This is a genomic window from Ruegeria sp. AM1, from assembly GCF_056540745.1.
In genome coordinates this window covers 1-19,423 of sequence record NZ_JBQFXH010000021.1, presented here as the reverse complement: position 1 = coordinate 19,423, position 19,423 = coordinate 1, and the positions used below count along the sequence as shown (strand labels likewise).

Annotated in this window: 22 protein-coding genes and 1 pseudogene; 17 read left to right on the top strand and 6 right to left on the bottom strand. The window is 53.3% G+C overall.

What is annotated here, in order from left to right:
- Positions 1-200: 200 nt before the first annotated feature.
- The 4 genes from ACR0I7_RS19545 to ACR0I7_RS19530 all read left to right on the top strand — a co-directional run bounded on the left by ACR0I7_RS19545 (position 201) and on the right by ACR0I7_RS19530 (position 2,958).
- Complete coding sequence (locus ACR0I7_RS19545) at positions 201-584, top strand: hypothetical protein (RefSeq protein ID WP_480513974.1); 384 nt, start codon at positions 201-203, stop codon at positions 582-584.
- Complete coding sequence (gene tnpB, locus ACR0I7_RS19540; protein ID WP_480513972.1) at positions 581-931, top strand: IS66 family insertion sequence element accessory protein TnpB; 351 nt, start codon at positions 581-583, stop codon at positions 929-931. The genes ACR0I7_RS19545 and tnpB overlap by 4 nt, the downstream gene beginning before the upstream one ends.
- 648 nt (positions 932-1,579) lie before the next feature.
- Positions 1,580-2,194, top strand: a complete 615-nt coding sequence (locus ACR0I7_RS19535) for a TetR/AcrR family transcriptional regulator (RefSeq protein ID WP_480513971.1) — start codon at positions 1,580-1,582, stop codon at positions 2,192-2,194.
- Positions 2,173-2,958 (top strand): NnrU family protein, encoded by a 786-nt coding sequence (locus tag ACR0I7_RS19530; RefSeq protein WP_480513969.1) that lies wholly within the window; start codon positions 2,173-2,175, stop codon positions 2,956-2,958. Before ACR0I7_RS19535 ends, ACR0I7_RS19530 begins: the two co-directional genes overlap by 22 nt.
- Positions 2,959-3,212: 254 nt before the next feature.
- On the opposite strand, the gene ACR0I7_RS19525 is transcribed toward ACR0I7_RS19530, so the two are convergent.
- Both ACR0I7_RS19525 and ACR0I7_RS19520 read right to left on the bottom strand, forming a co-directional pair.
- On the bottom strand, positions 3,213-4,148 hold the full coding sequence (locus tag ACR0I7_RS19525; protein WP_480513968.1) for a 2-hydroxyacid dehydrogenase: 936 nt from the start codon (positions 4,146-4,148) through the stop codon (positions 3,213-3,215).
- 33 nt (positions 4,149-4,181) lie between these two features.
- Entirely contained in the window at positions 4,182-5,327 is a 1,146-nt protein-coding gene (locus ACR0I7_RS19520) for an alanine racemase (RefSeq protein WP_480513966.1), read from the bottom strand.
- Here ACR0I7_RS19520 and ACR0I7_RS19515 point away from each other — a divergent pair.
- From ACR0I7_RS19515 to ACR0I7_RS19490, 6 genes are all read left to right on the top strand, one after another.
- A complete protein-coding gene (locus ACR0I7_RS19515) occupies positions 5,326-6,324 on the top strand; it encodes a LysR family transcriptional regulator (RefSeq protein ID WP_480513965.1) in 999 nt (332 codons plus the stop codon). The two genes, ACR0I7_RS19520 and ACR0I7_RS19515, sit on opposite strands and share 2 nt — an antisense overlap.
- A gap of 262 nt (positions 6,325-6,586) precedes the next feature.
- Positions 6,587-7,495: a helix-turn-helix domain-containing protein gene (locus tag ACR0I7_RS19510; RefSeq protein WP_480513963.1), complete on the top strand. Its 909-nt coding sequence runs from the start codon at positions 6,587-6,589 to the stop codon at positions 7,493-7,495.
- 95 nt (positions 7,496-7,590) lie between these two features.
- A complete protein-coding gene (locus ACR0I7_RS19505) occupies positions 7,591-7,881 on the top strand; it encodes a putative quinol monooxygenase (protein WP_480513961.1) in 291 nt (96 codons plus the stop codon).
- A 508-nt stretch (positions 7,882-8,389) separates the two neighbouring features.
- On the top strand, positions 8,390-9,151 hold the full coding sequence (locus ACR0I7_RS19500; RefSeq protein WP_480513959.1) for an alpha/beta fold hydrolase: 762 nt from the start codon (positions 8,390-8,392) through the stop codon (positions 9,149-9,151).
- 58 nt (positions 9,152-9,209) lie between these two features.
- Positions 9,210-9,668 (top strand): SRPBCC family protein, encoded by a 459-nt coding sequence (locus ACR0I7_RS19495; RefSeq protein WP_480513957.1) that lies wholly within the window; start codon positions 9,210-9,212, stop codon positions 9,666-9,668.
- Positions 9,669-10,261: 593 nt separating this feature from the next.
- Entirely contained in the window at positions 10,262-10,714 is a 453-nt protein-coding gene (locus ACR0I7_RS19490; protein WP_480513955.1) for a LysE family translocator, read from the top strand.
- 444 nt (positions 10,715-11,158) lie between these two features.
- Here the strand turns inward: ACR0I7_RS19490 and ACR0I7_RS19485 are convergent, their stop codons facing one another.
- On the bottom strand, positions 11,159-11,488 hold the full coding sequence (locus ACR0I7_RS19485) for a putative quinol monooxygenase (RefSeq protein WP_480513953.1): 330 nt from the start codon (positions 11,486-11,488) through the stop codon (positions 11,159-11,161).
- Between the two features lie 4 nt (positions 11,489-11,492).
- A complete protein-coding gene (locus ACR0I7_RS19480; RefSeq protein ID WP_480513951.1) occupies positions 11,493-12,134 on the bottom strand; it encodes a LysE family translocator in 642 nt (213 codons plus the stop codon).
- 454 nt (positions 12,135-12,588) lie between these two features.
- Here ACR0I7_RS19480 and ACR0I7_RS19475 point away from each other — a divergent pair, with 454 nt between their 5' ends.
- A complete protein-coding gene (locus ACR0I7_RS19475; protein WP_480513949.1) occupies positions 12,589-13,089 on the top strand; it encodes a hypothetical protein in 501 nt (166 codons plus the stop codon).
- A 242-nt stretch (positions 13,090-13,331) separates the two neighbouring features.
- Here the strand turns inward: ACR0I7_RS19475 and ACR0I7_RS19470 are convergent, their stop codons facing one another.
- Positions 13,332-14,081 carry an SMI1/KNR4 family protein gene (locus ACR0I7_RS19470; RefSeq protein ID WP_480513947.1) on the bottom strand — a complete coding sequence of 250 codons (750 nt, stop codon included), beginning with the start codon at positions 14,079-14,081 and terminating at the stop codon, positions 13,332-13,334.
- 17 nt (positions 14,082-14,098) lie between these two features.
- Between ACR0I7_RS19470 and ACR0I7_RS19465 the strand changes: the two are divergent.
- Positions 14,099-14,239, top strand: a pseudogene (locus tag ACR0I7_RS19465) (IS481 family transposase); the annotation flags it as partial.
- Positions 14,240-14,365: 126 nt separating this feature from the next.
- Here ACR0I7_RS19465 and ACR0I7_RS19460 read toward each other — a convergent pair.
- Positions 14,366-14,860, bottom strand: coding sequence for a hypothetical protein (locus ACR0I7_RS19460; protein WP_480513945.1), 495 nt, complete (start codon positions 14,858-14,860; stop codon positions 14,366-14,368).
- A gap of 348 nt (positions 14,861-15,208) precedes the next feature.
- Here ACR0I7_RS19460 and ACR0I7_RS19455 point away from each other — a divergent pair, with 348 nt between their 5' ends.
- The 5 genes from ACR0I7_RS19455 (at position 15,209) to ACR0I7_RS19435 (ending at position 18,879) form a co-directional block, all read left to right on the top strand.
- Positions 15,209-15,403 carry a hypothetical protein gene (locus tag ACR0I7_RS19455; protein WP_480513943.1) on the top strand — a complete coding sequence of 65 codons (195 nt, stop codon included), beginning with the start codon at positions 15,209-15,211 and terminating at the stop codon, positions 15,401-15,403.
- Between the two features lie 688 nt (positions 15,404-16,091).
- Positions 16,092-16,526: a lipocalin-like domain-containing protein gene (locus ACR0I7_RS19450; protein WP_480513942.1), complete on the top strand. Its 435-nt coding sequence runs from the start codon at positions 16,092-16,094 to the stop codon at positions 16,524-16,526.
- Positions 16,527-16,992: 466 nt separating this feature from the next.
- Positions 16,993-17,394, top strand: a complete 402-nt coding sequence (locus tag ACR0I7_RS19445; RefSeq protein WP_480513940.1) for a GFA family protein — start codon at positions 16,993-16,995, stop codon at positions 17,392-17,394.
- Between the two features lie 145 nt (positions 17,395-17,539).
- A complete protein-coding gene (locus ACR0I7_RS19440; protein ID WP_480513938.1) occupies positions 17,540-18,091 on the top strand; it encodes a GNAT family N-acetyltransferase in 552 nt (183 codons plus the stop codon).
- Positions 18,088-18,879, top strand: coding sequence for a PhzF family phenazine biosynthesis protein (locus tag ACR0I7_RS19435; RefSeq protein ID WP_480513936.1), 792 nt, complete (start codon positions 18,088-18,090; stop codon positions 18,877-18,879). Before ACR0I7_RS19440 ends, ACR0I7_RS19435 begins: the two co-directional genes overlap by 4 nt.
- Positions 18,880-19,423: the final 544 nt, after the last annotated feature.

Genomic DNA, 19,423 nt, shown 5'->3' with positions numbered 1-19,423 from the left:
AATTCCTCAACGAAAGCAATGCATTAAGGGTCGGAACAAGCCATAACGCTTGTTGCTAAAGCGGCGCATCCGAACCCCTATTTGACCTCTTCCGGCAAAACTACCCAGAGGGTAGGCGTTGCATCTGACCCCCTAAATAGCATCTGACGCTTTCGACTTCATCATGAGATACTGCAGCCGAACAGAGAAAAGGCGCTGCCATGGGGTTGGAAACCAGATCTTTCGAAGTCTACGGCTTCAAAATCGAAGTGCATGCTGGTGGGCGTCGCGTTTGGCCACCTAGCTTCAAACGCTTCATAAACGAAAAGATGGATCGTGGTGAACTGAGCGTCGGCGAGATCATGAAAGCATGCAACGTCTCGCAATCTCTGGTGTACAAATGGCGAGGTGACGTTCGGCGGGCCGGACGAATAACAACCGAAGTCCAAGAAGAAAGGGTATTTTCCGAGGTCGTTGTCCAAGAGGATCCGATCGAGCCTGACGTCCCTTCCGAGATCGTTCTGCGTAGTAACCAACTCGAGATTACCTTGCCAGCTTACTATCCAGTATCAGACCTTATCTCTGTGATCCAAGCACTCTCATGATCTCGCCATCCGGAAACTTCAAACTCTACCTCGCCTCCAGGCCCGTTGATTTTCGCAAGGGTATGGATGGATTGGCGGCAATCGTAATGAACGAATTTGATTTGGACCCGTTCAGCGGAGCGATCTTTATCTTTCGGGCCAAACGGGCTGATCGAATGAAGATCATTGTTTGGGACGGGACAGGCCTGGTCATGACCTACAAACGGATCGATGGTGCAGGATTTGTCTGGCCGCGGATGACCGATGGTGTCATCACCATTAGCCGCTCCCAATTTGAAGCGCTGTTTGAAGGTCTCGATTGGCAACGAGTTGTTCCTCGTCATGTACGAAAGCCTGTTGCTGTCTGATACCGCAATGCGGACCTTGTGGCAGAACGCAGCGGATGGTGGGAAAGAGCCCACAGCGGAAGTCTTCATTTTTTGCTGCATGCGCTCGCAGCGCGGAAACTTCTGCAAGTGCTCAGTCTAGCGCGCCGCAGCGCGGCTGCAAACTCGGCCATTCGAACATCGCGCAGCGAGGTTTGTCAGGGCAACTCACAGATCGGCGGACTTTGCTGCCGTTCGTCAGAAACGGGTGGAGGTCAGCTCTCGGATTTGTTGTTGGTCTACTCAGCGCATAGATGGTATTTGCTGTCAGTCTGTATGCTCACGTTATCCGCAATCCAAAACCCTGAAGTTGTCCCAGTTTTTCGGACAGGTCAGCGGCTGATGTAAGGTGTATCCGGATTGGCGCATTCAGGGCCTTTGGCAATACTATTTGTTCGGTTTTTTGTCTGATGGTCCCGGCGGACAGCCGTAGATTAAAAACATCGAACTCGATGCGTCGAGAAGGCATGTCCAAGTCCGTTCCAAGACGCCAATGCCGGTGTGCCATCAAGGACGCTAATTGTTCGGAACGGGTTGCCGTCATCTATCCGGAAATGCACGAAGTCCTCCGTCCGATTATGCGCACTGAGTGGCGCTTGACATTTGTTTTAGAAAATTGATTCTAAAACAATGCCTCGCCCATCACGATACACCAATGACCAAATTATTGCGGCAACTGCGCGGCTAGCGGCTGTGGTTGGACCGGGGGAAGCCTCAATGGCGCGGATCGCACGCGAGTTGGGTGCCCCGACTGGATCTATCTACTACCGGTTCGCATCACGGGATTTGCTGCTTGGTGAGGTTTGGCTTGGAGCAGCTGAAGCATTCCAAAGTCATTTCCTAGAGCATCTTTCTGGTCCTGAACCCGAATCCGCAGGCCTCTCCGCTGTACGGAACGTACCAAGCTGGGTTCGCGAAAACCCTGAGAAAGCGAGGATTCTGCTCCGCTTCAGACGCGAGGACTTTGTTTCCAGGAAATGGCCCGAAGCCTTAGTAGAAAGAGCAGATAATCTGCGCCAGAAGCTGAGGAACGAAATTCGTGGCTTTTGTACCCGGCTGTTTGGTCACTCCAGCCCCGACCTTTTACGCATTGTTTCGTTTGCCTTGGCAGATGCACCGGTCGCGATTGTGAAGAAACATGTCGAGGCCGGAGAAAACCCGCCGCGCACATGTGATGCCCTTGTGGAATCAACCTACCGGGCCACAGTGGAGTTAGGAAGAGAATGGAAATCGCGCCCGCTTTGATGATCACAACAGCCTGGCTTCTTTTTGCAGGAACACATCTCGGCCTGAGCTCCTCGCCACTACGCTCTGGGTTAGTAGGCCGCATGGGGGAAAAATCCTTCACGGCGCTCTACTCTATTATCGCATTGGTCGGTCTCGTGTTTGTTGCCACAACTGTCGCCGTCTTTGGCGAAGATGGTTCTGTAGGCTTGGGCTTATCTGAATACTCAATGGCACGTGTGGTTTTGGGCTTCGTCGCTTTTGCAGGCGTCACGCTTATCTTGAGCGGGCTGGCAAACTATTTCCGCTCGCCTATGGCAGTGCTGCGCGTTCGACAGAGCAATCTGGAAACGCCAAAGTCCTTGCGGTCGCCTGAGGGCATCCAATTGCTCACTCGGCATCCCTTTTTCGTGGGTACAATCTTGCTCATGGGATCTCATGCTGCATTGGCTGACACAGCTGCGATGGCGGTTTTTTTCGCAGGCTTCGTGATCCTGGCACTCGCCGGCATTCCGCTCCAAGATCTACGGCTTTCGCTTCGATACGGCGAAATGTACAACGCTTATCGGGCGAAAACTACCGCTGTCCCGATGCTAGGCGGGCGAACGACATCCAGTTCCATGTCACGACCAATGTGCTTTATCGCTCCTGCTCTCGGTGCCGTGGCCGTCTTGATCGCGCACCCCCTGCTCCGGATCGGAAATGGCGCATCTTTCGTCTTGCTGATTGCCGCCTTCGGGCTGTTTGCGGTCGCTCGACAGATCTTTAAGAGCCGCCGTCAATAGTCGCCACCGTGATCATTGCGGCGGTAGCCAGCACGGGAAATCAGCTTGCCGCTTCCTGAGGCACGAATGCGCACTATATTGCATGGCAAAATCTTACCCTTCGTGGCCGTTGTTTGGTCATGAATTTGCAAGGACGTGCAGAACAAAACATCCATGATGCCAGGTGAGCCAAGGAGGTTAACCAGGAAGCGCTTTCGTTCTCTGCCGGTCTTAGCCGCGGATACATGTGCAAGCTCAAGTACGGAAATACACCACTAGTATTGTCGTTCACGCCTAACCAGACCAACGGGCAACTTCCCGGATTTGAAATCAAATATGTTACGTGCAGCGACCTGAGAGGCTGTTTTTGGGTCAGTGATCGCAGCAATATGTGGAAATAAGGTGATCTTTGGATGGGACCAGATTGCGCTGTCGATTGGCAGGGGTTCGGTGTTGAAAACATCTAAGATAGCATGGCTAAGTTTGCCGGAGTTCAACGCCACCAACAGATCGCTTTCAATGACATGAGCTCCGCGCGCCAGATTAATCAGGCCAGCCCCTTGCTTCATTACCGCAAAGGTTTCAGCATTAAAAATCCCCTTCGTGCTTTGTGTCATTGGCAAAAGGTTAAGCACGATATCGGACTTAGGCAGCACCTCCATGAGAGCGGCATGACCCGAATAACATTCAACACCTTTGATTTCCTTGGAACTTCTACTCCAACCCAATGTGCGGTAACCTATCTGCTCAACTAACCTTGCAGCCGCACGCCCCATGTTTCCAAGTCCAAGGACCAAAACTGTTACTTCGCCGGCAGGAATCTGTGGAAGCTGATGCCACACACGTTCTCTTTGTTGTCGTTGATATCCCGCCAGATTCTTGTGCAGCATTAGAACAGACATCAACGCCGTCTGTGCGATTGTTTCAGCCATCGCAGGATCTACCAGACGACAGAACGGAATGTCTGTTGGGATGCTTGGGTCACGCAAGATACCATCCACCCCTGCGGACAGTAACTGAATGAACTCTAAGTCTGGTAGGTTTGAAAGTGCATTTCGGGGTGGCTGGTAACATATTGCAATGTCGACTTCGGAGTTCTGATCTTTCTCTGAAAGAGGTATCAGAACTTCATTCGGGAGTGCCTTTTCAAGTTCAGACAGCCAAATTGCATTGTCTTCAGCCGAGAAGTTCGTTGCGAGCAATATGCGCATGTTTTAGCTTTTTCCTTTGTGTGTGTTTGCGGGTTACCACCCGCCAAAGCGTGGCCATTCCATCATTGGAGAAGTCCGCTCTTCAGGTAATACGTTGTACTTTTGATGTTGTGCAGCAGTTGCACAGGCATGGTTGGGCAGAATCCGCAGCCTTGCACCGAGCGGCATTTCGGGCATTGGGGCATTGCTACCAGGTCGGCGAGCAACAATGCCGTGTTCCTGACTGGCCTTGATCACGATCAGCTCGGGGATCACATTTCCGGCCTCGTTGCAGACCACGCCATAGCCTTGATCGACCTTCTGACTTGCTGTGCCGCGATCTCTGGACAAGGCCATCCAACCCGCATCAACTATGATCCAGCCCTTTTCAAGCTGATGCCCGACAACCGTGGTCAAGACAGAGATTGCGATGTCGTCTATGTCGCAAACCCCGATCCCGGCTTGCACCAAATCGAAAAAGGCGAAGTTCCCGGCACGAACCTCTGTCAATCCGTCGAAGTTTTGAATGGCGTGGGCGGTCGGGGTTGAGCCGATACTGACAACCGGACAAGCTAAGCCAGCTTTGCGCAGTGCCTTTGCCGCTGTAACAGCGGTCAGCCGTTCCTGCTCGGCAAATTTGGCATGGGCAACTTTTCCCGAGATTTCATAGCTTTCTCCTGCATGGGCGAGCACGCCACGCAGCTCAGCGCCTTCATGCAGGATGTGTCCAATGTCGATAAGTATCGGATCATCTGGCGTTACACCACTGCGGTGCCCGTCACAGTCCAGTTCGATCAGTGCTGGAATGGGCATACCAAGGCGGTCCGAGGTTTCGGCAACAGCCCGCGCCTGCGCGACACTGTCTAGAATGACCGACAGATCGCAACCGCTTTCCCGGATCGCCGCCACCCGGTCGAGTTTCTGCGGCGTTATCCCAACTGCATAGATCATATTACGCAAGCCCATGGAGGCGAAAACCTCGACTTCGGCCAGCGTCGAAACCGTGGCGGGACCCAGACCTTCGGAGAGCAGACGCTTCGCCGCCTCGGGGGACTTCACTGTTTTAAGATGCGGGCGAAGGGTGACGCCCCCTCCAACGATGTGATCTGTCAAACGGCGAACATTCCTCATCATCCGACCTTCATCAAGGATCAGCGCCGGGGTTTGCAGGCCAGCCAGTGAGGAATCTAATACGGTCATGAGCTTAAGCTCCGTGTGTTGCAACGGCAGCCATACTCCATTCAGGATGTATTTGGTATTTATCATGGATATATTCCGCATTAAGTTGAACTTAATGCTGGAAACGCCCGACCTTCGCTTTTTCACCACTCTTGTCGCGCAGCCGTCCCTGGCTGCAGCTGCACGTGCGCTGAATGTAACCCCACCTGCCGTTTCCCAGCGGCTTGCCCAGCTTGAAGCGCGTCTTGGGCTGCGCCTGATCGAACGCAACCGTGGGCGCTTGATCGTGACCGCAGAAGGGGAAATGCTGGCCCGTAGGGCGGAAAGCGTTCTCGACGATCTTGCCAGGTTAAACGAAGACGTGACTGCCCGTCGCCAGGATATTAGTGGCCCCCTCAGGATCATAGCGCCCTTTGGCTTTGGTCGTATTTATATCGCTCCGTTCATCGCCAAACTGGTGGCCGAGTTTCCTGCAATTACGCCTGAACTAACTCTGAGCGATGATCCCTATGGAGCAGCAGCCACAAGCAAATGGGATATGGTCATCCATGTCGGACAGTTGGTTGACACCGGACTTGTCCAGCGCAAGCTCGCCCCCAACAGGCGGTTCCTGTGCGCCGCACCAGCCTATCTGGCCCAACACGGCACACCGAAGCATCCTGATGATCTGGCAAGCCACGCCTGCGGCGTCATCCGTGAGGATCAGGCGAATGTTAGCGTGTGGAATTTCTCCGGACCTGACGGGGACCGTCACACGGTTCGCATTCAGCCAGCATTCGCCGCCAATGACGGAGAGGTCGTGAAATCCTGGGCTGTCTCGGGCCTCGGAATAGTTCTGCGTTCAGAATGGAATGTGGCCGCGGAACTCGCCGATGGTCGACTTGTCCAGCTGCTTGAGGGGTTTGCCCTTCCAGACGCAGATATTGTCGCCCTGCTTAGTCCCAGAACCCTCAGAACCGCACGCGTCCAGCATGCGCTCGACGAACTCGCATTGCTTCTTTCTTCACCGTGGAAATAAGAGCACATGTCTTGTTTGTAGAGTACTTTCAGGCGTTTTAGGGCGGTCTACGATGCCCACCGGGGGGGCTCGAAGACAAGTATCTGCTGATCCTGCATAAATATACCGGGGCGCGCAGATCCGTGCGGTCGGGAGCGACATCTACCAGATGGCTGATCTGATAGCAGAGGTAAGGCACGCAATGCGTTGGGCTCCTGCTTTCCAATGTTCCGCGGGATAGCTAAAGTCTGCATCGAAACAATCCGGCGGCGAAAGGCTGAGCATGTTGCAACCAGCAAAGAAGACCATTGCGACCTATTGCACGGACAATACGCTGTTGATCCCGGACGGCTTGTTCGATTTTGTGGATGCCCAGCCAGTGATGGCTCAGAGAGGCGCAAGTATCTTTCGAAAATTCATTCAGCAAGACATGTTTGGCGTGGAGTTTTTCACCAATGCACCCTGTTTGGCCTACGTCGTACGCGGTCGGGAGACTTTCTATGATTTTGATGGGAAGGAGACCCGTGTCAGCGTTGGCGACATGTTGATGATACCGCGCCACCACCATATGGTCTCTGACTTTACGAACGCCGATGGGCCTCTGGAAGCCTGGCTGTTCTTTTTCAACGATCAGATCATCGAAGAGTTCCTAATAGCCACATCTGCGATCGACACGCTGCAGGCGCCTTGTATGCCATCCCTGTTTGCAGGAACGCCTTGTTTGGCGGGCTATGTCGCAGCATTGCAGGATGTCTATATCGGCCTCGACGCGCCTTTCGCGCTGATTAAGGCGAAACTGCTCGAACTTCTTCTTCTGCTGGATTTGCATGACGATCAAAAACAGCTTCGCCGGTTTCTGCTCAACACGGACCGCACCAAAGGACGACGCAATATCAAGCAGTTGATGCGTTCTCATGCGGATCATGGGCTGACGATCGCCGATTACGCCTGTCTGTCCGGGCGCTCGCTGTCTTCGTTTCAGCGTGACTTCAAACGGACCTTTGGGATGACGCCAGGGGCGTGGCTGCGGGATGTCAAACTGGCGAAAGGCCGGGATTTGGTTGAAAATTCAACGCTTTCCATCGCACAGGTTGCCCATGACATCGGCTATGCCGATGCGTCACATTTCATCAAGGATTTTCACCGGAATTTTGGTGAGACGCCGAAACAGATGCGCTTGAAACTCGCCTGAGTTTTTGACCGTATTTCACGATTTTTAGAGCAAAGCTTACATCAATAGCGCCTGGGTTTGTGCAATCTCCGAGCAACCAAAACAGGAGATTGAAAATGAGTATTTGGGTGACCTTGGAAATGACCGTCAAAGCGGGCTCGTTCGACGCCTTGTCAGCTTTCCTGCAGGAAAACTTGCCAAACGTGCGGGGCTTTGACGGCGCTTTGCAGGTCAATCTGTTCTACGATCCAGAGACACGCGCATTCCTGCTGCACGAGGAATGGGTCAGCCAAGCACATCATCAGGCCTATCTTGCTTCCATCCAGGATACGGGTGTTATAGCTACGCTGCTGGCGTTTATGGAAGGCGCCCCTGAGGTGACGTATTACGAACGGCTGGTGATGTGATGGTGCAACTTAAGACGGCTGATGTCACGCGCAGGACCGTATTGGCCACTATGGGAGCAACCTTGGGTATGTCGCTCATCCCGATGCGTGCCCTATCTGCGGCGCAAACGAGCCCAGGACCGACCCCTGTCTATTGCGTGTCCAGGAGGATTGCCCATTCCGAGATCGAGGCCATGCTGACGGATATTCGCAAAGCCCAGGGATGTTTGGCAGCAAGAGTTCAGTCTGATTCCGATGGTCATCTCACGGTTTGGCAAGAATGGCAGTCTCGTGACGCTCAGTCGCAATTCTGGAATACACACAGATCAGACCCGCCACCGACGACATTCCAGAAACTCGCCCTCTGAAAGGGTCAGGCGCGGCTAGCCCGAAATCGATCACAAAAGCGGGCCTTTGGTGCAAGCGCAGCAGAGGCCCGCTTAGCCGATTGCTGGGTAGACGGTCGTGCATGTCGGCAATGGTAATGTGCCTGCGACGATGTAGGTTGTGATGGAGATACTGCGAAGAGATGAACGGCAACGAAATCATGAGCAAAGTGTTCTTTTGCCACGGCATGCCCGGCAGCCAGTCAGATGCTGAACTGCTTCGCAATACCAATACCGAAGTTGAGATCATTGCAGTCGATCTCCTGAGTTTTACGCCAGAGTCCGCCGGTTTGGCATTTTCCAGAGCGTTGGAAGCGACAGATCCTCCGACCAATGACGATGTGCATTTGGTCGGTTTTTCTATTGGCGCAATGGTCGCCCTTAAGATCGCAGCGGCACATCCCAATCTGGTGTCCCAATTGACCTTGATTTCCCCTGCCGCTCCCTTGCAGCTGGGTGATTTTCTGCCGGATATGGCGGGTAAGCCCGTGTTTGAGTTGGCGATGAAGCGCCAGAGGATGCTCCGGGCTCTTACGATTGCCCAAGGTTTACTGACCCGTTTTGCACCAAATGCGGTTTTAAACATGCTGTTTGGCAAATGCGGCCCGATGGAGAAGGCTCTCTTGAAAGATCCTTCGTTCCGGGATGCCCTTCATGCCGCGCTGTCTGAGAGTTTCATTCAAAGGCCCAACAGCTACCTTGCCTACATCAAAGCCTATGTGGACGACTGGAGCGATACACTGGACTTGGTTCAGTGCCCGGTTGATATCTGGCAGGGGACGAAAGACACATGGTCACCGCCTCAGATGTCCGCAGCACTGAAGGAAAGGCTGGGCGACAGAGCGACAATCAACTTGGTTCAAGATGCAGAGCATTACTCAACTTTGACTGAATTTGCCTTGTAATTCGGCAAAGTAGGACATTGGCCGGGACGCAGAAATTGAAAAATTAGAGGACTCAAACATGAGAACTGTAATCTTGGAACATGAGTACGCGGCACCGGCAGAGGATGTCTGGGCGCTGGCGACTGACCTCGACGCGCTCAAGGCAATAATGGACGGCATTGTTTCCTTTGAGGGCTTGCCGAGCGGTCGGGTTCGCGCAGGTCAAAGCATAAACGTTCAAGTATCGCTATTCGGCAAGTTGCCATCTCAGCCATATCTGATGGAAGTGCTGGATTGTGATGATGAAGCCATGATCTTGCGATCGTCAGAGCTTGGTGCAGGCGTCAAATCGTGGAACCATACCTTGTCAGTAGAACCCCGCCCAGAGGGTTCGAGGCTGCAAGACGTAATCGTTATTGATGCAGGACTGTTGACGTGGGCCTTCGCTCTTTGGGCTCGGTTCTTATATCGCAAGCGCCATGAACCGCGCGTTCGAATGCTGGCGCAAATTCAAGCTGAAAAGTCGCAGACACATTGAACAGATCACGCTCGCAATAAACACTCGCTGAACAGGAGAAGCGGTCACTCGCGACGACTGCAGCATCGGTCAAAGTGGGCTCTGAGCCGCCTAATTCTGACGCGGCAATGCCAGTGCGGCAGGCAGACCAACACCGGCCATCTGGTCGTTTGGCCAAGCCACTGAAATCGTAGCTGGTCCTGCGATAAGCACTCGTTGGCGGATCAACGGCTGTCGTTCGCACTCTGAGCGGCGAAACCTAACTGCGAGCCCATGGCGGTTATCACGATTTCTCGCTGCGATCGCTCGCAGCATGAAAACCGCTGCATCTGCTTGGTTCATGACGCTGCGCGGCGGCAGAAAAACCAGTCATTGATGCACAGCGCGGTGAAAATTGAAGCGGCAATTTACAGTTCGCGGGACGGAACTGCCGTTCCGTTGATTGGCGCGAATGTCCTTCCTAGCCAATGGGTTGCATTAGGCAGCAGATGGCCGGGAGGTCTGGGATTCGAACCCAAGCTGCCAATAACGGCGACCGCACCTCGGTCAACCTCCAAGCGGGTAACGTCTAACATATTTTTAAGGCCGAAAAAAGCCGAAGTTGTGCCAACATCATGAACGATTGCGAACCCTTTCGCTCTCGTATCACCCCAGGACCGAACAATTTGATGGTCATGGCGTCTGGAGATGCATCTGGTTGGCGACGCACGTTGCCGCATCTGATCGGCATTGCAACCGGCTTTGCTGTACTGATCAGCGCCACAGTCTTGGTGCTAGGGTTAGTTCTGGGGCGCATACCTTACGCTTTTGACGTAATGCGCGTCGTCTGGCTTCTTTGGCTAGCTTGGCAGCTTGCCGTCCCGGCGCTACGCCCTTCCGAAGGAGAAGAAGAGGAAAGCGGACCAACAGCGGGTGCAAAGCCATTTACGGTGCTTCAGGTCGCGGCGTTTCAATGGGTCAATCCGAAATCATGGACAATGGCCATCGCTGCCACTGGAGCGTATTTCACTCTTGCGGCCACTGTGCGGCGCACACAATTTGTGGAGTTGAGTCTTTGGACGTACTGATCGCGGAGAAACACGGTGAAATGTCGCCGCAGCTCTCATCCATTGGAAGAGCTGAGGTGACCGTTGAGCTTGGTTGATTTTCAAAGGCAGTCATCCAGGTGACGGGACCGAATGTCGGAGAAGTCCGCGTCTCGATGGTTGATCCGGCACGCTGCGAAAGGGCGGTTTGAATTTGGCCGAAATTTCCACCTATGAATGGCCGCAATCGGGAAATCTCCTGCTACGCAATAGCAAGCGTGCCGCAGACGCGAATGGATGCTGCGTCGGCAAACACGCGAAAGGGCAACGGCTGCAAAGTCCCGCGCCTTACCACTTTAAGCGCCGCGCGGCGAAAGGCGACCCATCCCGGAACTGTCGTTCATAGATCTCGCGGCGAAGGTTCCGGGAGAGCCCAGACTACTGGAATGCTGCTCCGTAGCTAATGTCCGCTCTCTAAAGAATGGGTCAATGGACGTAAGGGACGAATGGGACCCGCTCCCGCCGCTCGACCTTCGGTAGCAACTCTTTTACGGCGCTTTGGAAATGAGCGGACTCGTTATGCGCATCCCATCCAGCCACATCTTTATAGAGCTCGTACACAAAGAATGCGTTCTGATCCGTTGGAGACCGATAAGGCACGAAGAACTTCACACCCGCCTCAGCCATCGTCGGTTCAATCAATCGCTCTAGGATGTCGGCGACGGCATCTGCCTCACCTTCTTTCGCGACGATGTTGATAGCCACGACAAACCCATCATTCAGGTTGGCCGCAGCGTTCTCGGGATAGTGTGTCATGGAGTCAGCTCCTGCTCGTTAGGAGCCGCAAACCAGCAAGTGCGAAGAATGTGCCGAGGACACCTTGAATGACACGGCGGGCCTTGCCGTAGACGCGCACCATCACGGGTGTGGAGAAAGCAATCGCGTAGAGGAGGTGAATGATGATCGAGAGCGCGAAAGTGCCCAGAACGATCACGGCCCCGACCCAGAGCGGTGCGCCTTCTTGCAGCCCAAGTGAGATGATCGCAATCCAAGCAAGTGCCGCTTTCGGATTCGTCATTTGGATGATGTAACCGCGCTGGAAATAACCGAACGGCGTGCGGCGACCTCCGGCCAATTCCTTTGCCTCAATGTCATGGCTTGAGGCTGCCGATTTGAAGGACTTGTAGGCCAACCAAAGCAGATAGAGCCCACCGAAAATCTTGATAAACAGCAGTGCCGAGGCATAGGTCGCCAGAACGGCCGAAAGGCCAAACACCGTCAGCAGAGCCCATGTAAACGATCCGGTCGCAACGCCCATGGCGAGTGACATACCTGAGGTGCGGTTCACACTCATCGAGGTTCCTATGACAGCAAGGATGTTCGGCCCCGGACTGGCGATGGCGAGAAGAAAGGCCGAGTATGCCAGAAGAATGCCCGGGAGATAAAGCGAAATGTCTTGCATGGTCTGGCCTTTCGTTACACTGTTTGTTCCCACTATGTTCTACCAAGGGCAATCTGGCAAATCATTTCGCTTTCGCTGTAGCAGACATCGGTGCACCTGCAGCGAAAGTCAGGAACGTCCCGCGTCTTGTCAGTTCATGCAGCGCGCAGCGAAAGTCGACCCGTACCAGACGCGCCCTTGGTGCAGATCGCGGCGAAGGTGTCAGGAGAGCCCAATTGGTACCTTGGTTTTTCATGCTGCGCGCGCTCGCAGCACAAAATTCGCTGCAAGCGCGTGTTCATAGACACTGCGCTGCAGCGGACAAACCGGCTATTCGCGCGTTACGCAGCGAGGATCAGCCTGGACGTGTCGCGCAACAAGTGGTTTGTTCGCTGTACTCGGATTAAAGGGCGGCTTCTTACTCCGTCAATCGAGAATGGGCTCCGACAAATCGTCGAATCAGAGCACTCCTTTCATGTTTCCGAAGTTCTGGCTTTCGTCTACGTTGGGGCAATCTGGATGTATGCGTGAAGGACATGGCTATGCACTGTATCAGTCCACATGGGAACTAAGGAAGAAAATGTCGAACCTTGGAGAAATTGCTCAAAGTATCGGTCGCACGCTACTTGGGGCTGCGCGTGAACAGAGTGATCAATGGGACTATGTTGGCTACACCTTTCTGACCAAAGACAGCGTGAATTATGAAGGCTCCGGCTTTTTGTTTCTGAACCGCACACTTCAGGAGTTCACACTGCGCAAGATTGGAAGGGATCTGGGCGGATTGCATCTACGCCAGCGCGAGATCATGCGCGCTGAGGGAGACAAAGCATGGATCGCGGCGCGATCAGTGTTGCGCCAAAGCGATATGTCTTTCAAGCAGCACTTTGAGTTCGAAAACCCCGAACGCTGGCGCCTCTCGCCCGACTCAATGGAGCGCCAGTTCGCAGTATTGATCGGCGACGCGTTTGAAGGGTGACAGTTGGTAGCTGACGCTCCTGATTGGCACAACTCTTGAGCTGACGTCCAAAAAAGTTGCCTTTTGATCTGCGATCCTTGCGTAAACCTAGAAAGTAATCGGGTTTTGAGAAACGGACGTTGGTGCATTGAGTAGCATCGAACGATTGTGCCCAATTCTCATTTACGGCGCTGTATTACCCATCTGGCTCAGGCACCAGCAATTTTTGACAGAACGACCCAATGCCATAACTAACCCGCTTGCTATTTCAGCGGCTCGACTGGGCCGGATGCTTCGAACGACGCATCCGTCGATGGCAGAAAATCGTCGATCTCATGGAATTCGTCCATATGATCAATCGGCGTTGCATCGTGATAGCTTATTGTTGCGCTAAGAAAGGTCTCAAGGTCTGAAGCGACAATCGGTCGATACTCCCAATCATGATAGACTCTCAGAAGCTGATTTCGGTTTCCCGTATGGACACCTTCCATATCAACTACCAGATAATCTCCGCCACCGTTGTAAAACAGCGGTAGCCAAGCTGGATTCCACCAGTTTTCCAGGACAAAGTCATATCCGATCATTCCGTCTAATTCAGCTTTTGTCTTGAGAACTTCTGATAACGGCTGAAGCGCCATGTTGTTTACGAAAGTCTCGAAGCGAGTCAAATCCTGGCCATCATGCCAAAGATAAAGCGCCTTAACTGCATCAGGCAAAACAATCTGATGCTCCGCCTCCAAGCTTGCGATCTCCTCTACAGACAGCGGAGGACGGAAACTCTCAATGAGTGCATGGCGCTTGCTTTCCAAGAGCGGGCCAAGCTCCAACAAGAGTGTAGGCACGGTCGATTGGGCTGACGCGGCTGACGAGCTCATAAGCGCCGCGAAGGATGCTAACAATTTGTTCATTTCAGGAACGCTTATCCTTGGCAGGAAGAGGAGGAATGTGATTTCCAGACCTTCGCTGCTTTGACAAAAAATGTAAATGTGGGCTCTTCGCAGTCCAGTGCTCATGCGGCGCAGCTGTAGCGTTGGACGCCTACAACTCCGCACGAAGGCTAGAAACCCTGAGCGGCCTGACGCCGGACGAGTACATCTGCAAAATCTGGACATCAGAACCAGATCGATTCATCCTAAATCCGATCCACCAGATGCCGGGACTGAACACCTAACCGGTAAGGATAGCTGCGGGCACACTAATGGCTGTAGAGCGGGACAACGTGTGATTTCGGCGTAACGGCGCCAATGTCGGTTTCGGTGAATGCGACTAGAAAACGGTAAAAGGTCTCGTCGACTTTCTATTGGTTCTCTACCGCCACAACCGTCATGTCTCGTGCGTCTGTCACATTGAACAACAAGGCACCCCCATCGGCGAAACGCGGCACATTGCTTTCGATTTCGCGACCCAGGTCCTGGGCAGAGAACGAAAGCCTTGCGACGAACCCAGTTGGTACAGTCAAAAACAAGCTCTCATGATAACCGTCGTCACGTAGGTCAAGCACGTCGCTTCGAGCGGCGAAGTGATCCTCCCAAGTCGTCGCACGATCTGCCACACTCGCCCAGCTCACCTCTACTTTTGTGTCTTCCGCATATGGATCTATGCCCCACACTTCGCACGTCCGGGGACCGAGGGAAACACTGTCCACAATTGTGACGATCCCAACATCCGTTTCAATCTGACCAACATAAAGATGTCCGCTCGCCGTCTCTTCTGACAGTCGCCAACCTACATCTGGTAATGTGGCTTCGACAATGGCCACAAGGCATACCTCAAATACTTGCTCTAGCTGCATCGGTCATATCCTGTCGTTCGGAGACGGATAGGCATAAGGCCATTCTTTGAAATGTCCAAGAGAGCTGAACACTCCCGTCGCTATGGGATCAACGAATCGTCGAGCTCTATCAGGATTGCCGACATTGGTGCGCAGCGCAGCATCGGTTGGTGTGGGCTCTCAGTTAGATTTAACGGCACGGTGAGCGACGGCAGCATTACTCAGATGGGTCTAGCGTTCTTCCCTAAAAATCAAACTATCTGTCAATTGGTGCAAAAATGCTGTCCATATATGTCAAACTATGTGTCACTCAAGAAAATGTTGTGCCGTGCCACATAGTTGGACCCTATCCTGGCAAAAAGCACATGCATGCACCTCCTTGAAGACGAGACGAAGTTGGATCAATCTCGCGTCGGCATGCCCGACGCCTTGCAAGGAGGCACTTTCATTCTATTGCTCGCAATAGCTGCGCTCTTGGCGTTTCTTTCGGCCAGCATCTTGGCGGCGATCATTTTGGTTCCAGACATTGTGGTGCAAACACTCTTCGTATTGCCGGTGGGATAATACTTGTTGTTTTTGTTCAGGGGCTTGTCGCAAAAAAGGATCAATGGTCAGGCTGATCGGGCAGATTCAGCACAAGAGCAGGCAATTGGTCGCGGATTGCTGCCAATCGATCTTATCGCGACTATTTGGGGGTCGATTCAGGCTGAGTGCAAAATAGGGCGGTAAGGAGATTTTCTTCGATATCGCGCCATCAAGCGTCTCAATATCTCTAAGACAATGCCTGAAATAGCCTATGAAACATTGAAAGAGACCCGACTGGCGAACCGTCTCGATTTCTACACTCTTTGAGACATGATGGGGTCTGCTCCGGGAGAAGGCAGGGTAGTACGTTAGCGAGAACTGCCATTCATGCAAAACGCGGCCAAGGTGCCGGAAGAGCCCAAAGTACTTGATGCTGCAGCTTGCACCAACGACCTCTTTCTAGGAGTGACCAAAAACGTGCCAAAATCAACGGTGGTTTTGCCAAGGGCTTGGGGCACAAGATTTTCAACTGCTCCGGCGTCAGCAATGCCCTTGGCAAAAACGACCGTTTTGGCGCGAACAATGGGACGGCAACCACCCTAGGGTTGAAGATGTGCCTTTCTGGTAAAGTTCGGGTGGGAGTCCCATCCAGACTTCCAGCCACAAACCGCTTTCACCGCGTGACGACGCTTGCTACCTTCAAGCGCATCCCGGAAGGAACGGCGAAATGGTTAGAAACACACCACTTATCGGTACATGGGAGCTGGTGGCCTGGTACAATGAAACGCATGGCGGCGAGCGCATTTACCCTCTCGGTGAGCGAGCAACAGGCTACATAAGCTATTCGAATGACGGCTTTGTTTTCGTACATCTCAGTGCGGCGGATCGGGCGCTCTACGTTTTGAATGATCCCTTCGGTGGCACAGCGGACGAAGACGCCGCGGCCATCAAATCTCAGATCACTTATGCTGGGCCGTTTGAATTTTTTGGTGACCACGTGATCCATCGAGTCACGCATTCCTCGTGTCCGAATTGGGTCGGGACCGAGCAGAGGCGCATGGTCGAGTTCAAGGGCGAGGGACTTCGCCTGAGTGCAGCAGGTGCCCTTTTTCAAGGTGAGGAAGTAACTGCAATTGTAGACTGGCAGCGTGCGACACAGTGAAAGCCAGGTTCCCCACAGGTTGAGTGCTCAAATTCGGGCGCAAACGATCGTTTTTGACATGGCGGTCATGTCTGACCGTTCTTTAGATTGATCCTGTAAGCAGCCATTGGCACCGCCGCGGCGAAAGCTCACTTTGTCCCGCACTTCGTTGGTCGATCCACGTTGCGGCGAAAGGGTGGACCGAAATTGGCCCCTCGCGCTGACCTTTAACGGCCGGTTTGGCGACACATGCTACTTCACAGCGAAAAATACACAGCATCCGCCCTGTGTTCTTCAGCTAACTTGCCGTTCGCACGCAATGTGATCCGAGGCGGATGATTGCAATCCCGTCGCATATAATCTGATTACGTTTGCAAGTAGGCAAACCTATCGTGTGCGCTAGTGTCGGTCGCAACTGATCAGCGCTTGGTCGGGTTAGTTTGCGATCGCTGTTTCTGACCATGCCAACCATTGGCAAAGACTCTAGATGGGAAGGAGTAGCGACATGAAAGGAAGTTGTTTGTGCGGTGCCGTAAACTACCTAATAACAGGCTATGTTCGGTCGGTTGTTGGATGTCATTGCACACAATGCCGGAAGACATCTGGCCACTACGTCGCAGCCACCCAAGTCGCACGTGATCACCTGGAAGTCAAAGGTGAAGACAACCTGAGCTGGTATCAATCTTCGTCAACCGCTGAACGTGCGTTCTGTAAGACGTGCGGCAGCCAGGTATTCTGGGGTGAATTTGATAGTACCAACATATCGGTGATGGCTGGAACACTAGATGGGCCGACTGGCCTCACGATGGACCGCCAGATTTGCACCGAAACGAAGGGCGACTACTACGAACTTCCAACTGCTGAAACCGTCGAACAATCGACATTGTAGACACGGCTCACCAACAGGGTCTTAGCCTTAATCAGAGACCTGACCTCGGAAGACAACGGCAATTGCCGAACCACCGATGCTGCGCAATGCACGAATGTCTGCCTCCAAGGTTGCGCGGCGCCCGTCAGAGTGGCTAGATGATTCAATGACCAAACACATTTTCCACGCACTAGAAGTTGTTGATCTCGAAACCATGGCAGACGTCGATTTGGCTACTCTGACTAGCCTTCAAGTCTCGAAGGAACAGGAAGAATTTGGAGGCACATTCCCCGGCTCGGTCGAAGAATGGAAACGGCGAAGTGGATCGAATACCTTTGGGCTCGCTTTTTTTGCCGAGGGCCAGACGCCAGCCGGTATAGTTCTGCTCAAGCGCCCGCCAGCCTCGCCAGATTGGACGCCCCCGAAAGCGATTTCCCTACATGGTCTCAAGATTGCCAAAGCCCTTCAGGGCCGTGGCCTTGGACGCTCCGCGCTTCAACTTTCTATTGAAGGTGCACAGGCTCGGTGGCCTGATGCAACAAAGCTGATCTTGGCCGTTGACGCAGGAAATGTCGCTGCACTAACCCTTTACCAACGCTTCGGAATGTCAGACAGTGGCCCGATTTTCAAAGGAAGAGTCGGATTTGAACATCGTCTGGAATTGTCTTTGCCGATTGAAGCGCAAACCGCTGTGAATGGATTGGGGAGTGGCAAATGAAAATGTTCCAGGTGGATGCCTTCGCGGATCGGGTCTTTGCCGGAAATCCCGCTGCTGTGCTGGTGCTCGAACATTGGCTGCCAGATGAGATAATGTTGGCTTTGGCCGAGGAAAATAACTTGGCAGAGACAGCATTCGCGCTGCAAAGGGCAGATGGCGAATGGGACTTGCGATGGTTTACGCCCCTACATGAGGTCGATTTCTGCGGACATGCGACACTGGCGACCGCCCACGTCCTTGCGTCCGAGTATGGCGTCAACGGTACGATGACGTTTCAAACACGGGTCGGCTCACTGAGCGTCGAGCAACAAGAAGGTGGTTACCGACTAGATATTCCAGCCTTGCCGCCTGAGACGCTTTCCGTATTGCCGATAGAATTGGACGGCGTGTTCACAAAAGCCCCAAACACGATATTCCGTAATTTTGAGAACATCTTCGCCGATGTTGGGTCAGAACTCGAAGTCCGAAACTTCGTGCCGGACCTCATGCGGATTGGGCAGCTTGGCCCTGTGGGCCTCGTCGTGACGGGAAAAGGGAACGGTAGCTCAGGAGCGGCGTTCGTATCGCGATACTTTGCACCTGGAGCGGGGATACCCGAAGACCCGGTGACGGGTTCGACCCACGCCACCTTAGTTCCATATTGGTCGGATATTCTCGGCAACAAAAGGCATCGTGCTTTTCAAGCTTCGAAGCGCGGTGGTTGGCTCGACTGCGAACTCTTAGGTGATCGAGTTATACTCCTTGGTAACGCCATCACGTTCATGGACGCTTCGATCCGTCTCTCGTAGGGCTAGTCTGCTTTACCCTAACGTAGTCATCACATATTTTGCACTGAGTCGGACTCGACCCCTTCAATCGGAAACTGTGGAGAGCAGGTTTGTCCGCAGTGTTGGCTAAGGTGCATTGGATAACGCGCTTTGACGGAGTTCAGTCAAAGCCATTATTGCTGCATCACGGTCTTTTTCATTGACCAGAATATGATCGTAGATCAGCGCACATTGTGGAACTATTGATAGTCCGGCGTTCGCCAAGCAGTTATGGAAACTGAGTGGTCAAATATCAAGAGCCGGGTGGCTGTCTGACCTTCGGTAGCCAGTAGACGGATCTGCAGCTCAAAGCCAGTTTCATTGCAAAAGGACTGTTCGGCTTGGTGCGCCATCTGATGTTGAGCGTTTGCCCTGTCCTGGTCGCACTGTGACGGTTGGGTCAAGTTCGTGTGACGTTGACCCAGCCCCTTGATCCGGGCCGTTTGGATGTAGAATCCGTTCCTGTTTCTTTCTCGTGTTTAGGTTGCGGTCAAGGCCTGCTGAGCGGAGCCGTTGCGTAGCTCAA

Bases quoted from the DNA above. Each gene is read 5' to 3' on its own strand.
- ACR0I7_RS19545 (WP_480513974.1), top strand. From the start codon at position 201: ATGGGGTTGGAAACCAGATCTTTCGAAGTCTACGGCTTCAAAATCGAA.
- tnpB (WP_480513972.1), top strand. From the start codon at position 581: ATGATCTCGCCATCCGGAAACTTCAAACTCTACCTCGCCTCCAGGCCC.
- ACR0I7_RS19535 (WP_480513971.1), top strand. From the start codon at position 1,580: ATGCCTCGCCCATCACGATACACCAATGACCAAATTATTGCGGCAACT.
- ACR0I7_RS19530 (WP_480513969.1), top strand. From the start codon at position 2,173: ATGGAAATCGCGCCCGCTTTGATGATCACAACAGCCTGGCTTCTTTTT.
- ACR0I7_RS19525 (WP_480513968.1), bottom strand. From the start codon at position 4,148: ATGCGCATATTGCTCGCAACGAACTTCTCGGCTGAAGACAATGCAATT.
- ACR0I7_RS19515 (WP_480513965.1), top strand. From the start codon at position 5,326: ATGAGCTTAAGCTCCGTGTGTTGCAACGGCAGCCATACTCCATTCAGG.
- ACR0I7_RS19520 (WP_480513966.1), bottom strand. From the start codon at position 5,327: ATGACCGTATTAGATTCCTCACTGGCTGGCCTGCAAACCCCGGCGCTG.
- ACR0I7_RS19510 (WP_480513963.1), top strand. From the start codon at position 6,587: ATGTTGCAACCAGCAAAGAAGACCATTGCGACCTATTGCACGGACAAT.
- ACR0I7_RS19505 (WP_480513961.1), top strand. From the start codon at position 7,591: ATGAGTATTTGGGTGACCTTGGAAATGACCGTCAAAGCGGGCTCGTTC.
- ACR0I7_RS19500 (WP_480513959.1), top strand. From the start codon at position 8,390: ATGAACGGCAACGAAATCATGAGCAAAGTGTTCTTTTGCCACGGCATG.
- ACR0I7_RS19495 (WP_480513957.1), top strand. From the start codon at position 9,210: ATGAGAACTGTAATCTTGGAACATGAGTACGCGGCACCGGCAGAGGAT.
- ACR0I7_RS19490 (WP_480513955.1), top strand. From the start codon at position 10,262: ATGAACGATTGCGAACCCTTTCGCTCTCGTATCACCCCAGGACCGAAC.
- ACR0I7_RS19485 (WP_480513953.1), bottom strand. From the start codon at position 11,488: ATGACACACTATCCCGAGAACGCTGCGGCCAACCTGAATGATGGGTTT.
- ACR0I7_RS19480 (WP_480513951.1), bottom strand. From the start codon at position 12,134: ATGCAAGACATTTCGCTTTATCTCCCGGGCATTCTTCTGGCATACTCG.
- ACR0I7_RS19475 (WP_480513949.1), top strand. From the start codon at position 12,589: ATGTTTCCGAAGTTCTGGCTTTCGTCTACGTTGGGGCAATCTGGATGT.
- ACR0I7_RS19470 (WP_480513947.1), bottom strand. From the start codon at position 14,081: ATGAGCACTGGACTGCGAAGAGCCCACATTTACATTTTTTGTCAAAGC.
- ACR0I7_RS19460 (WP_480513945.1), bottom strand. From the start codon at position 14,860: ATGCAGCTAGAGCAAGTATTTGAGGTATGCCTTGTGGCCATTGTCGAA.
- ACR0I7_RS19455 (WP_480513943.1), top strand. From the start codon at position 15,209: ATGCACCTCCTTGAAGACGAGACGAAGTTGGATCAATCTCGCGTCGGC.
- ACR0I7_RS19450 (WP_480513942.1), top strand. From the start codon at position 16,092: ATGGTTAGAAACACACCACTTATCGGTACATGGGAGCTGGTGGCCTGG.
- ACR0I7_RS19445 (WP_480513940.1), top strand. From the start codon at position 16,993: ATGGGAAGGAGTAGCGACATGAAAGGAAGTTGTTTGTGCGGTGCCGTA.
- ACR0I7_RS19440 (WP_480513938.1), top strand. From the start codon at position 17,540: ATGACCAAACACATTTTCCACGCACTAGAAGTTGTTGATCTCGAAACC.
- ACR0I7_RS19435 (WP_480513936.1), top strand. From the start codon at position 18,088: ATGAAAATGTTCCAGGTGGATGCCTTCGCGGATCGGGTCTTTGCCGGA.